Origin of the sequence: Natronohydrobacter thiooxidans, from assembly GCF_001884735.1 — a bacterium.
In the GTDB taxonomy this organism is placed as follows: Bacteria; Pseudomonadota; Alphaproteobacteria; order Rhodobacterales; family Rhodobacteraceae; genus Roseinatronobacter; species Roseinatronobacter thiooxidans_A.
The window spans coordinates 74,894-89,604 of record NZ_MJAP01000014.1; the positions used below are offsets into that span (position 1 = coordinate 74,894).

General features: G+C 64.8%; 14 protein-coding genes. 9 read left to right on the forward strand and 5 right to left on the reverse strand.

Features of this window, described 5'->3' with window-relative positions; genetic code table 11:
• The first annotated feature begins 95 nt into the window (after positions 1-95).
• The 5 genes from BG457_RS10795 (at position 96) to BG457_RS10815 (ending at position 5,551) form a co-directional block, all read left to right on the forward strand.
• A complete protein-coding gene (locus BG457_RS10795) occupies positions 96-1,529 on the forward strand; it encodes an FAD-linked oxidase C-terminal domain-containing protein (RefSeq protein WP_071797165.1) in 1,434 nt (477 codons plus the stop codon).
• Between the two features lie 74 nt (positions 1,530-1,603).
• On the forward strand, positions 1,604-2,704 hold the full coding sequence (locus BG457_RS10800) for an FAD-binding protein (RefSeq protein ID WP_071797166.1): 1,101 nt from the start codon (positions 1,604-1,606) through the stop codon (positions 2,702-2,704).
• A gap of 5 nt (positions 2,705-2,709) precedes the next feature.
• On the forward strand, positions 2,710-4,023 hold the full coding sequence (gene glcF, locus BG457_RS10805) for a glycolate oxidase subunit GlcF (RefSeq protein WP_071797167.1): 1,314 nt from the start codon (positions 2,710-2,712) through the stop codon (positions 4,021-4,023).
• Positions 4,024-4,084: 61 nt separating this feature from the next.
• Positions 4,085-4,912: a trypsin-like serine peptidase gene (locus BG457_RS10810; protein WP_071797168.1), complete on the forward strand. Its 828-nt coding sequence runs from the start codon at positions 4,085-4,087 to the stop codon at positions 4,910-4,912.
• A 168-nt stretch (positions 4,913-5,080) separates the two neighbouring features.
• Complete coding sequence (locus BG457_RS10815) at positions 5,081-5,551, forward strand: Hsp20 family protein (protein ID WP_071797184.1); 471 nt, start codon at positions 5,081-5,083, stop codon at positions 5,549-5,551.
• Between the two features lie 135 nt (positions 5,552-5,686).
• Here the strand turns inward: BG457_RS10815 and BG457_RS20280 are convergent, their stop codons facing one another.
• From BG457_RS20280 to lgt, 4 genes are all read right to left on the reverse strand, one after another.
• On the reverse strand, positions 5,687-5,830 hold the full coding sequence (locus tag BG457_RS20280; RefSeq protein ID WP_175546780.1) for a hypothetical protein: 144 nt from the start codon (positions 5,828-5,830) through the stop codon (positions 5,687-5,689).
• 117 nt (positions 5,831-5,947) lie between these two features.
• The gene (pgeF, locus tag BG457_RS10820) at positions 5,948-6,712 is read right to left on the reverse strand and encodes a peptidoglycan editing factor PgeF (protein ID WP_071797169.1); all 765 of its coding nucleotides are present in this window, start codon (positions 6,710-6,712) and stop codon (positions 5,948-5,950) included.
• Positions 6,712-7,773, reverse strand: coding sequence for a class I SAM-dependent methyltransferase (locus BG457_RS10825; RefSeq protein ID WP_071797170.1), 1,062 nt, complete (start codon positions 7,771-7,773; stop codon positions 6,712-6,714). The genes pgeF and BG457_RS10825 overlap by 1 nt, the downstream gene beginning before the upstream one ends.
• Positions 7,770-8,660 (reverse strand): prolipoprotein diacylglyceryl transferase, encoded by an 891-nt coding sequence (gene lgt / locus BG457_RS10830; RefSeq protein ID WP_071797171.1) that lies wholly within the window; start codon positions 8,658-8,660, stop codon positions 7,770-7,772. Before lgt ends, BG457_RS10825 begins: the two co-directional genes overlap by 4 nt.
• A 121-nt stretch (positions 8,661-8,781) precedes the next feature.
• On the opposite strand from lgt, the gene BG457_RS10835 reads away from it, so the two are divergent.
• Positions 8,782-9,027 (forward strand): accessory factor UbiK family protein, encoded by a 246-nt coding sequence (locus tag BG457_RS10835; RefSeq protein WP_071797172.1) that lies wholly within the window; start codon positions 8,782-8,784, stop codon positions 9,025-9,027.
• Positions 9,028-9,106: 79 nt separating this feature from the next.
• Here BG457_RS10835 and BG457_RS10840 read toward each other — a convergent pair whose 3' ends face one another.
• Entirely contained in the window at positions 9,107-10,966 is a 1,860-nt protein-coding gene (locus BG457_RS10840; protein WP_071797173.1) for a hypothetical protein, read from the reverse strand.
• A 144-nt stretch (positions 10,967-11,110) separates the two neighbouring features.
• Between BG457_RS10840 and BG457_RS10845 the strand changes: the two genes are divergently transcribed.
• The 3 genes from BG457_RS10845 to BG457_RS10855 form a co-directional block, all read left to right on the forward strand.
• Positions 11,111-13,414: a DNA topoisomerase IV subunit A gene (locus BG457_RS10845; RefSeq protein WP_071797174.1), complete on the forward strand. Its 2,304-nt coding sequence runs from the start codon at positions 11,111-11,113 to the stop codon at positions 13,412-13,414.
• A gap of 70 nt (positions 13,415-13,484) precedes the next feature.
• A complete protein-coding gene (locus BG457_RS10850) occupies positions 13,485-14,105 on the forward strand; it encodes a hypothetical protein (RefSeq protein ID WP_071797175.1) in 621 nt (206 codons plus the stop codon).
• Positions 14,106-14,222: 117 nt separating this feature from the next.
• Positions 14,223-14,711: GTP-binding protein (locus BG457_RS10855; RefSeq protein ID WP_139257687.1), on the forward strand; the 489-nt coding region annotated here is incomplete at its 3' end.

Sequence of the window (14,711 nt, forward strand, 5' to 3'; positions counted from 1 at the left end):
CGATGCGGATTCGACCAATCCTGAAACAAAAGGCTTGCCTTCGCGCGTATTGGTAATATTATTTTACCAAATCCGCGATCAGGGAGGGTCGATCCATGGACATGCCGCAACCCAGTCCGGCCATCTTGTCGCAGCGCGCGCGCATCCTCGCACGGCTGGCGGCGGAACTGCCGCCCGAGGCCCTGATTACCGAGGAAGCCGAATGCCGCGCCTATGAATGCGACGCGCTGACCGTCTATCGCTGCATCCCCATGGCTGTGACCCTGCCAAGCTCGACCGGGGAAGTCGCGGCCATCCTGCGGATCTGCCATGAGGAAGGCGTGAAGGTCGTCCCCCGCGGGGCAGGCACCTCGCTCGCGGGCGGCTCGCTGCCGACCGAGGACAGCATCATCCTGGGCGTGGCGCGACTGCGCGAGGTGCTGGAGGTGAGCACTGCCGACCGCATCATCCGCGTACAGACGGGCATGACCAATCTCTCGGTCACAGGCGAAGTCGAAAGCGACGGGTTCTTCTACGCGCCGGACCCCTCCAGCCAGCTTGCCTGTGCGATCGCTGGCAACATCGCGATGAATTCGGGGGGCGCGCATTGCCTGAAATACGGGGTCACGACCAATAACCTGTTGGGCGTGACCATGGTGCAGATGGATGGCACCATCGTGGAAATCGGTGGCGCCCATGCCGATGCCGCAGGCTATGACCTGCTCGGCGTGATCTGCGGATCGGAAGGCCAGCTTGGCGTCGTGACGGAAGCCACCTTGCGCATCCTGCCCAGGCCCGAAGGCGCGCGGCCCGTGCTGATCGCCTTTGACAGCAATGAAGTCGCGGGCGCCTGTGTGTCGGATATCATCAAGGCGGGCGTGCTGCCGGTGGCGATTGAATTCATGGACCGCCCCTGCATCCGCGCCTGCGAGGATTTCGCCAAGGCGGGCTACCCGGATTGCGAGGCGCTTCTGATCATCGAGGTGGAAGGGTCCGAGGCCGAAATCGCCGAACAACTGGGCCTGATCAGCCAGATCGCGCGCCGCCACAACCCGGTCGAGCTGCGCGAGAGCCAGTCCGAGGAAGAGAGCCGCAAAATCTGGCTCGGGCGCAAATCGGCCTTCGGGGCGATGGGGCAGATCAATGACTATATGTGCCTCGATGGGACGATTCCGGTCTCGTCCTTGCCTTTCGTTTTGCGCCGCATCGGCGAGATGTCGAAGGACTACGGGCTGGACGTGGCCAATGTCTTTCATGCCGGCGACGGCAACATGCACCCGCTGATCCTGTTTGACGCCAACAAACCCGGCGATCTGGAGCGCTGCGAAGCCTTTGGCGCCGATATCCTGAAACTTTGCGTCGAGGCGGGCGGCTGCCTGACCGGCGAGCACGGCGTGGGAATCGAGAAGCGCGACCTGATGACGGTGCAATTCACCCCGGCTGATCTGGAAGCGCAGATGCGCGTCAAGGATGTGTTCGACCCGCGCTGGCTGTTGAACCCGGCCAAGGTCTTTCCGCTGGCGTCGAGTGCGGCCCGGCGCGCGGCATAACCGGGCTTTGGCCAATCACCGCCCCTGACTATCCGGGCAAGACTGAAATCAGGATGAAAAGAGGAGGGCCGCCCATGCGCCCTGCCAGCGAGGCTGAACTGTCTGACCTGATCTGCGCGGCGCAGGGGCCGTTGCGGATTGCGGGCGGGCGCACACGCGATATCGGCAAGCCCGTTGCGGGCGAGCTGCTGGAAACCGGCGGGATGCGTGGCATCACGCTTTATGAGCCCGGCGCGCTGACGCTGGTCGTGCAGGCGGGCACGCCATTGGCCGAGGTCGAGGCGGCACTTGCGTCCGAGAGCCAGCGCCTGCCTTTCGAGCCTGTGGATCTGCGCGCGCTTCTGGGGCGCGACGGGGCGCCGACGGTCGGCGGGATGGTTGCCACCAATGCCTCTGGCCCGCGCCGGGTGCAGGTCGGGGCCTGCCGTGACAGTCTGATCGGGGTGCGGTTCATTGATGGCGCCGGGGCGGTGATCAAGAATGGCGGGCGGGTGATGAAGAATGTCACCGGCTATGATCTCGTGAAGCTGATGGCGGGAAGCTGGGGCACGCTGGGGGTGCTGAGCGAATGCTCGTTCAAGCTCTTGCCGGTGCCAGAGACGCAGGCGACACTGCTCAGCGAGGCGCTGGATCTGCCGCAGGCCGTGGATCTGATGAGCCGCGCGCTCGGCACACCCTATGAGGTCAATGGCGCTGCGCGTGACGAAGCAGGCCGCGTCGCATTGCGCATCGAGGGCTTTGCCGAACAGGTACGCTATCGCCTTGGCGCGCTGCAGGACGCGCTTGGTGGGGAGTGGGAGATCATCGAGGGTGCGGCGAGTGGCGGGATCTGGGCGGGTATCCGCGATGTGTCCGGTTTTGCCGGGCGGGCAGGCGATGTCTGGCGGATATCCGTCCGGCCCAGTGACGCGCCCGCTCTGGTAGCTCAGATGGGTTGCCCGGTGCTGCTCGACTGGGGCGGGGGTCTGATCTGGGCGCTGACGCCCGAAGGCACAGATCTGCGCGCAAGGCTGGGCGCATTTCACGGCCATGCCACACTGATCCGCGGCACAGAGGCCTCCCGCGCCGCCTTGCCGGTGTTCCAGCCCGAAGCCGCGCCTGTGGCCGCGCTCAGCGCGGGCCTGCGCGCGAAATTTGATCCGCGCGGCATTCTGAACCCCGGCTTGATGGGATAAGCGACATGCAGACACATTTCACCGAGGCCCAGCTCAAGGATGCCGCCACCGCGCGCTCGAACGAGATTCTGCGCAGCTGCGTGCATTGCGGCTTCTGCACCGCGACCTGTCCCACCTATCAGGTCTTGGGCGATGAACTCGACAGCCCGCGCGGGCGGATTTACCTGATCAAGGATATGCTGGAAAAGGGCCGACCTGCCGATGCGCAGACGGTCAAGCATATCGACCGCTGCCTGTCCTGCCTTGCCTGCATGACGACCTGTCCGTCGGGCGTGCATTACATGCATCTGGTGGACCATGCCCGCGAATATATCGAACAGACCTACAAGCGGCCTTTGTTCGAGCGGGTGCTCCGCTGGACACTGGCGCGGATCCTGCCCTATCCTACGCGGTTCCGGCTCGCGCTTCTGGGCGCGAAGATCGGGCGGCCCTTCGCGCGGCTGATGCCCGATGCCCGCCTGCGCGCGATGCTGGAAATGGCCCCGAAACAGATCCCGCCGGTCAGCCGCAATGACGATCCGCAAGTCTTCCCGGCGGAAGGTCCGCGCAAGATGCGCGTGGCGCTGATGACCGGCTGCGCGCAGCGCGCGCTCGACACCGATATCAATGATGCGACGATCCGGCTCTTGACCCGTCTGGGCGCAGAGGTGGTGATCGCCGAAGGGCAGGGCTGCTGCGGCGCGCTGACCCATCACATGGGCAAGACCGCCGAGAGCCACGCGACCGCCGCGAAGAATATCCGCGCCTGGGGCCGCGAGATGCAGGGGCAGGGGCTGGATGCCATTGTGATCAACACCAGCGGCTGCGGCACGACGGTCAAGGATTACGGCCATATGTTCCGCAATGAGCCCCTGGCCGAGGACGCGCGCGCCGTGGCCAGCATCGCGATGGATGTGAGCGAGGTTCTGACAAAGCTCGACCTGCCCAAAGGCGCGAAACAAACGCTCAAGGTCGCTTATCACGCCGCCTGTTCGCTCCAGCATGGCCAGCAGATCAAGTCCGCTCCCAAGGATCTGCTCAAGCGCGCGGGCTTTGAGGTTGTGGAACCCAAGGACAGCCATCTGTGCTGCGGTTCAGCGGGCACCTATAACCTGATGCAGCCCGAAATCTCGAAACAGCTGAAAGCGCGCAAAGTCGAAACGCTGGAGGCGAAATCGCCCGATTTGATCGCCGCAGGCAATATCGGCTGCATGATGCAGATCGGGTCGGGCACAGACCTGCCGGTCGTGCATACGGTTGAACTGCTTGACTGGGCCACCGGCGGGCCGCGCCCGCGTGCGCTGGATGGCGGAAAATCAGAGGTGCCAATCCTGCGCTGACATGCCATCTTGCTGCCATAGTGCCGCGCTAACCGGTGCCTCTGGCAGGATGGAGAGATGGATGACATTACGCGTCGTGATCGCCCTTGGTCTGATGCTTGGCCTGCCCGCGCCGCTGGTGGCGCAGGACAAACCCCTGACATTGCTCGAATCGGGCCTGCAGGTGCAAGGCTGGGAAGGTGTCGGGCGGATCGATATCGGTACGCGCGGGCATTGCACCGGGGCGCTGATCTCGGAAAAGCTGGTGCTGACGGCAGCGCATTGCCTGTTTGACAAGGATACCGGCGCGCGCGCCACCGATGCGGAACTGGTGTTTCGCGCGGGCTTCCGCGCCGGGCGGGCCGCTGCCGAGGGCCGGGTGATCCGCTCGGTCGTGCATCCGCGCTACAACCCCGCAGACGGCACCGGGCTGGAGAATGTCTCGCATGATCTGGCCCTTCTCGAACTGACCCATCCGATCCGCAACATGGGCGTGGTGCCCTTTGCAGTCTATTCCGAACCGCGCAGCGGCGATCAGGTGGGGGTCGTGTCCTATGCGCGCGGGCGGCTGGAAGCGCCCGCCCTGCAAGAGCGCTGCCAGGTGCTCGAACGTGACCGCAGCGGCGTTCTGATGATGACCTGCTCGGTCGATTTCGGATCTTCCGGTGCGCCGGTTTTCGGCCTGTCGCAGGGCAGGCCGCATATCGTCTCGGTGGTCTCGGCCATGGGGACAAGCATTGTGGGCGGCGTTTCGCGCGACGTGTCGCTGGGCGTGTCGCTCGGGCCGCGTCTGGCTGAATTGCGCGCAGCCCTCGATGCGCGCGACCGCCGCTTTGTCCAGCCCGCCGCGCCATCCGACCAGCCCCGCGCCATGAGCGCGGGCGGGGGTGCACGCTTCATGCGACCCTGATCACAAAAGCGTGATACTTCGCGCGCAGGGCTCTTGAAAGCCCCATAGCCCATTCCCAGATCTGCGGTGTTCAGGGGCCATGACGGACCTGAACATACTCGAAAAAGCGCCTGTCCGCATGAAGGAAGGCGCGCAAACCTTTGTATCGCTTCGAAAAGGAGGATGCTCATGCGTCGTTTCGATCCCACTCCCCTTTACCGTGCCTCTATCGGCTTTGACCGTATGGCCGACATGCTGGACCGGGTGCTCTCTGCTGATCTGCAGGCCCCCAGCTACCCCCCCTATAATATCGAGAAAACCGCCGAGAATGCCTATCGCATCTCGATCGCCGTGGCCGGATTCGCCGCCGATGATCTGAGTGTCGAGGTGAAGGAAAACGCCCTCGTGGTTGCAGGCCGGTCCCGAGAGGATGACAGCGCCCGCGACTATCTGCATCGCGGCATCGCCACCCGCGCCTTCGAGCGGCGCTTCCATCTGGCCGATCATGTCCGCGTGACGGGCGCGCGCCATGCCGATGGCATGCTGCATATCGAACTGGCCCGCGAATTGCCCGAGGCGCTGAAACCGCGCCAGATCGAGATTGACAGCGACACGAAATCCGCACGCAAGCTGGTCGAGGCACAGGCCGACGCGGCCTGATCCCCGCTTGCCGAATGCTCAAGAAAATGGGCGCTCAACCCTGAGCGCCCGTTACTAATTAAAGACTATATTTCAAACACTCGTTACCGAAAAAACCTTGCCACCCGAGAGTGAAAATATGCTTAATTCCGAGCTTCAGGCGAAACCCGCCAGACCGGGCCTTGCGGCAAGCTGCAACCGGCGGGCGCGTTTGGCCGCGCGTTCCCAGGGCAGGACCGGCACGTCTGCGGCCTCGGTGACGATGGCGGTGATCCAGCGGTGCTGCGGTCTCTTGGTCATGGGTCTTGTCCTTCCACGGGAACAGGTGGTTATTGCTCAGGGACAAGCCTCGCCCTCAAATCAGGCAGGACTTGGACAAGAAGATGATCTTCGCAGGGTATTTCCCCGGCGCGCGTGTCACAGTCTGATGACAGAGATCAGCCGCCCGTAATCCGCCTGCCGCTCATGCACCGAGCGGCGATAGGAGTAGAAACGCGCCGGGTCGCTATAGGTGCATTCCCCGATCCAGCGCGCCTCGCTGATCCCGGCTTCGCGCAGACGGTGCAGCCCGAACCCGACCAGATCGAACTGGTATTTCTCGCCCGCGCCATTGATGAAGAAACGCGCATAGCCGGGATCTTCATCCAGAAAGGTTTCCAGGAATTCCTGACCCACCTCATAGGCTGCTTGACTGATGCAGGGGCCGATCACGGCGCGGATACGCGCGCGCTCGGCGCCCAGCGCTTCCATGGCGTCGATGGTGTTTTCCAGCACCCCGCTCAGCGCGCCACGCCAGCCAGCATGGGCAGCCCCGATCACCTGTGCCTGCGTGTCGGCAAACAGCACCGGCTGACAATCCGCTGTCAGGATCGCCAGCGCCAGCCCCGGCTCGCCCGTGACCATGGCATCGGCCTTGGGGTGGGGTAGGCCATCGGGCCAGGGGGCAACCAGCGTAGCCACATCGGGGGAATGGACCTGATGCACCGTCATCAACGCGTCCGGGTCGACCTGCATCGCCTCGGCCACGCGGGCGCGGTTCATGCGCACAGTGTCGGACTGGTCAGACGAGCCCGGCCCGCAATTCAGCCCTGCGAAAATCCCCGAAGAAGCCCCCCCGCGCCGGGTGAAGAACCCGTGGCGCAGCGGGGAGAGGCTGTCAGCGGTCAGGATCTCAAGGGTCATCACGCAAGTCCGGGCAAGTCAGGGGCGCTCGCGGGCGCAAGGCCAAGCACCTTGAACAACTGTCCCATTTCCTGCGGATGCGTCAAGCGCCGATATGCCGCGAGATGGGTTTGCAGCCGCAGCCCGCTCAACCTATGCGCTAACGCATCAGCGCGGGCGCCCATTCCGAGACGCTCCAGAAACACGCCCTGCGGTGTCAGGGGCGCGGCATGCAAGGGGGCGGCGGCCAGTGCCAGCGCCTCGAAATCGACATGCGCGGTCAGATCGGCTTCGCCCGGATGGGCCAAAGGGTCATCATAGGCATGCTGGCGCAGCGCCTGCACAGTGTCGCCGCGGCTGCGCCAGTCGCCATAATCCACGATCAGCGCCGCGCCGCCCTGCGCCGCGATCCGCTGCGCCACAGCCTCGATCACCGGTCGCGCCGGGGCGCAGGTCTCGACGATCTGATCTTGGGCGGTGTCCTCCAGCCGGTGATCGAGCGCGCGCAGGGGCGCTGGCGGGGCCAGCCCCATGACAAGGCCGCCTTCGGACAGCCCCACCATCCGCTCGGCCCAGCCCGCGCCCCGGCGCTGGAACTGGCGTACCGGCAGGGCGTCGAAAAACTCATTCGCGATCAGGAACAGGGGCTGGTCGGGCAGTGTGGCGGCACTGTCATGGAAAACCGGTGCGAACTCCGCCAGCACCCGCGCCTGCACCTCGCGCAGCACCGGCGAGGCTTCGACAAGATGCAGTCGCAGACTGTCATGAAACCCCGGCACGCGCTGCGTGGCGCGCAGGGCATCGGCCATCAGCGTGCCGCGACCGGGACCAAGCTCGGCCAGTGTGAAACGCGCGGGCGCGCCCTGATCCATCCAGACCTGCACCAGCCACAGCCCCAGCATCTCGCCGAACATCTGGCTGATCTCGGGCGCAGTGGTGAAATCCCCCGAAGCGCCCAAGGGATCGCGCGTCGTGTAATAACCATGCTCCGGATGCAGCAGGCAGAGCGTCATGTATTCGGCCAGGCTCATCGGCCCCTCAAGCGCGATCCGGCGCAGCAGGATCTCGCGCAGCGCCGTCATGCCCGCCTGCGCCAGAAAAGCAGCCCCAGCCCCGCCACGATCATCGGCAGGGACAGCATCTGCCCCATGGTCAGCCCCAGCGGCCCGAGGCTCAGGACATGCCCCATCGGATTGTCGAGCGTGATGAACTGGGCGTCAGGCTGGCGAAAGAACTCGACGATGAACCGCGCCAGCCCGTAGCCTGCAACGAAGACCCCGGTCACGGCGCCCGGCGTTTTCAGCCAGCCGCGCCGCCACACAAGCCAGGCCAGCACCACAAACAGCAGCACACCTTCGAGCGCGGCCTCATAGAGCTGAGTCGGATGACGCGCGCAAAACGGCATCGGCCAGTCCCAGGGGCAGGATTGCGCCTGCGCACCGGGAAAGACCACCCCCCAGGGCTGCAACGTCGGACGGCCCCAAAGCTCGGCATTGATGAAATTCGCAAACCGCCCCAGCCCGATCCCGATCGGCGCCACCAGCGCCATCGCATCCGCGATCTGCAAGGGCGGCACGGAATGGCGGCGACAAAAGATCAGCCCGGCGATGATCACGCCCGCGAAGCCGCCGTGAAAGGACATGCCGCCCTCCCAGATCCGCAGGATTTCGGCCGGGTGCGACAGGTAGTAGCCGGGCTGGTAGAACAGTACATAGCCCAGCCGCCCGCCAAGGATCACGCCCAGAATCACATAGGTCAGCAACCCTTCGACCCGCCCCGGTTCCATCGGGGCAGTATTGGCAGGCCAGAGGGCCGCGCGCTTCATCAGCCCGATGATGATCCACCAGCCAAAGAGAAAGCCCGCGATATAGGCCAGCGCATACCAGCGCAGCGCGAAGCTGAAACTGCCGATCTCGACGGAAAAGATCTCGGGGCTGAGATCAGGAAACAGAATGGCGAAAGGAGACATGCGAAGACAAGCCCTTGGCAAGAGTTGCGACTGTCTGGCGCGGGCGGGCAGGGGAAGTCAACCTTGAGTTTCGCAGCCCGTCGTCACATATAAGGCGAAACAGTCTCGCAAAGGTGCCGCCATGCAAACCCGCAACCGCTTTCTGGACGATGTGTCGCAACTGATGACCAATGCCATGGGCGTCGCGCAAGGCGCGCGGACCGAGGCCGAAACCGCCGTCAAAAGCCTGATGGACCGCTGGCTGGCGGATCGCGATTTCGTCACGCGCGAGGAATTCGACGCGGTGCGCGCCATGGCGCAGAAGGCACGCGAAGAGAATGAGGCGCTGAAAGCGCGGATTGAGGCGCTGGAAGCAAAAGGCGCGTGAGTGCCCGTAGGGTGCGTGCTTGTCACGCACCCGTGGTTGACAAGCGGTGCGTGACAAGCACGCACCCTACGGGGCCGGATCAGCGCAGGAGCGCGCGCAACTCCGCGTCGATCTCGCGGATCCGCGCCTCTGCTGCCACGCGGCTTTCCCGCGCCGCCATGATTTCGGCTTCGATCGCATCCACGCGCGCGCGCCGCTCGCGCGTCGCCGGGCTGTCATCACCCAGTTGCACGATCAGCCCCACCAGCCGCTCCTGATCGGCGATCAGTTCCGCTTCCTCCGTCTGCAGCCGCGCAATCTCGCGGCGCAGCTCAGCCTCTTCGGCGCGCAGATCCTGCATCGCGCCCAGCGTCTCGCTGATCCCCGCATCGCTCAGTCGCGAGGACCAATAGCCCAGCGTCTCGATATCCAGCGACAAAAGCGCCACGCGCTGTTCGACGATGCGTGATTCGAGCACGGCAAATTCCGTGATATTGCCTTCCGGCACATCGACCTCGAACCGGGTCTCGTCCAGATCCGCGCGCCCGCCTGTGGTCATCATCTCCCAGCCTTGGCGCCGCGGATGCGCGATGGTCAGCAGGGTCGCCCGGTCCGGCGCCCCGTCGATGCGGTAGGTGGTGCGCCGCTCGATCCGGTCCTCGGCGACCAGCACCCCGTCCACGATCCGGGCCGATTGCACGCGATTGGCTTCCTCGACCGACTCGCGGATCTCCAGCGCCGTGTCGCGCGCGAATTCGATCACTTCGACCGCCCCCGGCACCAGTTCGGGCATCATCGCATCGCCCGCATGGCCGCGCCCGGCCTCATAGACCGTGACCACGCCCGCAGGCAGGCGCAGGGGCAGGGGGTTGGTGAATTCGACCGCCAGCATCGGATGCGACTCATGGCTGCCGCCGCGATAGAGTGTCAGCCGCGCCTCATCCAGCGTTTCGCTCAGGAAGGGCAGCGAGATCATCTCGCCCGCCTTCAGCGTGACAGGGGTGGTGAGGGTGAAGCGCGAGAAGGCCGCGCCATCATCCATTGCGGTGGGCGCGATATCCATCGCCGATTCCATCATCACCACGCTGTCACGCGCCATGGGCGCGGCGGGCATCGGCGCATAGGCCGGCTCGGCGAATTTGCGTGCCGCGCGCATGCGGTCGTAAAGCTGCGCCTGCAGCGCCTGCGTGGCCCCGGTGGCCAGCGTCAGGGAGATATCATCCCAATCCTGCCCGGTCGTGTTCTCGATGACCGCCCAGCCGGTCAGGGTAATCCCTTCCGGCCCATCCTCGGCCCGCCATGCGGTTTTCCAGACCGGCGCGGGCTGGAGCCAGCCCAGCCCCACCTCGCGCGCGCTGTCCTCGCTGCTGGTCAGCATCACATCCAGGACCAGCGCGCGGGCATTGGCGCGCAGCGCGTCCAGGCCCCGCCCGATGGCGTCGCGGTCGGCGCTATCGGTGAATTCCAGTTCCAGCGCCTCATCGAGCGCAATCTGGCGCAGCCGTCCGTCAGCGTCGCGCAGCGTCAGTGCCGCGCAGCCCGTCTGCCCCTCGCCGTCGCAAGGCATCGCGCGCGTGCCCATGACCGCGCCTTCCAGCGTGGCGCCGCGCCGCTCTGCGCGCACCGGTGCGCCGATCATCGCGCCCAGAAGCGCGCGCAGATCGCTCAGAGCGTTCGGGTCGAAGGGCAGGGCGTCGAATGTGTCCTGCACCCCGCCGGGCCCTTGCATGCTCAGCATCGGCACGCCGCCTGCCGGGTCCGACAGGCGCAGTGACTTCAGGAAATCGTCAATATCCGCGCGCCGCACCGCCAGGCGCAGCCCCTGCGCGCCCAATGCGCCCTCGGCCTCGATCATCGCCAGGCCCGCCGTCGAGAGCGTCACGCCCCGGATCTGCGCCGTAGTGTCGGCATGGGCAGGCAGGGCCACAGAGGCAAGCAGAAGAACAGAGATGATACGCATGGACTGACCCTTTCGGCAGGAAGAATTTCTTCGCAAGTTAGGCGCGCGATTTTGCCAACGACAAGCGCGATTATCCGGCCCGGCGTAAACTTGCCGTGACGATCCGGGCTGGACGAAACCCATCTCTGGGGCTATGCGTGAGGGATGGCACAAGATGATGACGCGACCCCTGATCTGACCGCTCCGGTTTCGGAACCCCTGCGCCGCGCGCTCGGGTCACGCTACCTGCAATATGCGCTCTCGACCATCATGCACCGCGCGCTGCCGGATGCGCGCGACGGGCTCAAGCCGGTGCATCGCCGCATCCTCTATGCCATGCGCGAATTGAAGCTCGCGTCAAACGGCGGGTTCCGCAAATCCGCCAAGATCACCGGCGATGTGATGGGCAATTACCACCCCCATGGCGATGCCGCGATCTATGATGCGATGGCCCGTCTCGCGCAGGATTTCAACGTCCGCTACCCGCTGGTCGACGGGCAGGGCAATTTTGGCAATATCGACGGCGACAACCCCGCTGCCGCCCGTTATACTGAGGCGCGCATGACCCGCGCCGCCGAGGCACTGCTCGAAGGGCTGGCCGAAAACGCGGTCGATTTCCGCCCTAATTACGACGGCACGCTGAGCGAGCCGGTGGTGCTGCCCGCCGCCTTCCCAAACCTGCTCGCCAATGGCGCAAGCGGCATTGCGGTTGGCATGGCCACCAATATCCCGCCGCATAATCTGGATGAGCTGATCGAGGGCTGCCTTGCCCTGATCGCCACCCCCGATCTGCCGGATGACGACCTGATCAGACTGATCCCCGGCCCCGATTTCCCCACCGGCGGCGTGATTGTGGAACCCCGCGAGGCGATCCTTGCCGCCTATCAGACCGGGCGCGGCGCGTTTCGCCTGCGCGCGCGCTGGCAGGTCGAGGATCTGGGCCGCGGCCAATGGCAGATCGTCGTCACCGAGATCCCGTTTCAGGTGCCGAAATCGCGGCTGATCGAGAAACTGGCAGAGGTGATCCAGACCCGCAAAGTGCCGATCCTCGCCGATGTGCGCGACGAATCGGCGGATGATGTGCGCATCATTCTGGAACCCAAATCCCGCAGCGTGGACCCGGAACTGCTGATGGGCATGCTGTTCCGCAATTCCGATCTGGAAACCCGTTTCAGCCTGAATATGAATGTGCTGATCGACGGGCTGACCCCGCGTGTCTGCGGCCTGCGCGAAGTGCTGCGCGCCTTCCTCGACCATCGCCGCGAGGTGCTCACGCGCCGCAGCCAGCACCGGCTCGACAAGATCGACCACCGGCTGGAAGTGCTTGAAGGCTTCATCATCGCCTATCTGAACCTCGACCGCGTGATCGACATCATCCGCTATGACGAGGGCCCGCGCGACGCGCTGATGCGCGAGCGCTGGGGCGGCACATTCCCGCGCGCCACCTCGGAAAAGGATTACGTCCCGCCCGCACCGGGCGAGGGCGAGTTGACAGAATTGCAGGCCGAATCGATCCTCAACATGCGGCTGCGCAGCTTGCGGCGGCTTGAAGAGATCGAACTGCGCAAGGAACGCGACGCACTGCTGGAAGAACGCGCGGGGCTGGAGGATCTTCTGGCCTCGGAAAAGCTGCAATGGGCGCGGATCGGCAGCCAGTTGCGCGATGTGCAGCGCGATTTCGGCAAGAATACCGATATCGGCCGCCGCCGCACCGATTTCGCCGAGGCGGGCGAGGTCGAGGATGTGCCGATGGAAGCCATGATCGAGCGCGAGCCGATCACGGTCGTCTGCTCTAAAATGGGCTGGATCCGCGCGATGAAGGGTCATCTGGCGCTGGATCAGGCGTTCAAGTTCAAGGATGGCGATGAAGGTCGCTTCGCCTTTCATGCCGAAACCACCGACAAGATCGTGCTCTTTGGCTCAAACGGGCGCTTCTACACGCTCTTGGGCGCGAATCTGCCCGGCGGGCGCGGCATGGGCGAGCCCGTGCGGCTGATGATCGACCTGCCGAACGAGGCCGGGATCGTGGATCTTTTCAGCTACCAGCCGGGGGTGAAACTGGTCGTGGCCTCATCCGCGGGCGATGGCTTCCTTGTGCCCGGTGACGAGATCATCGCCCAGACCCGCACCGGTAAACAGGTTCTGAACCTCAAGGACGGTGTGCGGGCGCATGTGTGCCGCAAGGTCGCGGGCGATCATCTGGCCGTGGTCGGCGAGAATCGCAAGCTGCTGGTCTTCCCGCTGGTGGAACTGCCCGAAATGGGGCGCGGCAAGGGCGTGCGGCTGCAAAGCTACAAGGATGGCGGGCTGTCCGATCTGACCACGATCACGCTGGCCGAGGGGCTGTCCTGGAAAGACCCTGCCGGGCGTACCCGGCTGGAGGCCGATCTGACCGAATGGATGGGCAAGCGCGCGAGCGCCGGACGGATGGCCCCGCGCGGCTTTCCACGGGACAACCGCTTCGCCTGAAACCTCGCGATTTGCCCTTTCGCGCCGGATCGGCTAGCACAGGGTCAAAACCACACTCGGAGAGACGCGGATGTTTCCTGCCCTTCCTGTCCCCCGCGCGGGCCTTGCTGTTCTGACCGCCCTGATTCTTTCGGCCTGCGCCAGCGGGCGCGAATTGCGCGACGAGCGCGGCGAATTGGGTGATTTCTTCCTCGCCCATGCGATTGTGGTGGCCGGGAATGCGACCGTGGGGCCTGCCTCGCGCCGGGCCGAACCCGAAGACTGGGAGAAGGTGCTGACCGATGAGATGCGCCGCCGCTTCGCGCGCTATGACGGGGACACGCTCTACCATCTGGGGGTGTCCGTGGATGGCTATGTGCTGGCCGTGCCGGGCATCCCTGTCGTGGCCGCACCGAAATCGGTGCTGATCCTTGGCGTGACCCTGTGGGATGACGCGGCTGGCCGCAAGGTCAATGAGACGCCGCATCGCATCACCGTGCTGGAAAGCCTGTCCGGCGAAACCGTGGTCAGTTCAGGGCTGACCCAAACGGCCGAGCAGCAGATGCAGAATCTCGCCCAGAACGCGGTTCTGTCCATCGAGAACTGGCTGGCCTCGAACCCGGACTGGTTCCCCCCCAAGCCGGGCGCGGCAGAAGCGGCAGAGGCCGCGACCGAGGCCGAGGTCACCGTGGAAGTAATCTCCGAGAGCTGAGGCATTCCGCACAGCTATCCTCAAAGCGCGCTTGATTTTCCCTGCCAAGCTGGATACATGCCGCGCGTGTCATATTGTGTCGCGTCTTGCGGCAGATCAACGAAGGGTGCCGAAACCATGGCAAAGCAAAAGTTTGAACGCAATAAACCGCATGTGAACATCGGCACGATCGGCCATGTTGACCATGGCAAGACGACGCTGACGGCTGCGATCACGAAGTATTTCGGTGAGTTCCGCGCCTATGACCAGATCGATGGTGCACCCGAAGAGAAAGCGCGCGGGATCACCATTTCGACCGCGCATGTGGAATACGAGACCGAGAACCGTCACTATGCGCATGTCGACTGCCCCGGCCACGCGGATTATGTGAAGAACATGATCACCGGTGCTGCGCAGATGGATGGCGCGATCCTGGTGGTGAACGCTGCCGACGGCCCCATGCCGCAGACGCGCGAGCATATCCTGCTCGGCCGTCAGGTGGGCATCCCCTATATGGTCGTCTACATGAACAAGGTCGATCAGGTCGATGACGAGGAGCTGCTGGAACTCGTCGAGATGGAAATCCGCGAGCTGCTGTCCTCTTACGACTATCCGGGCGACGATATT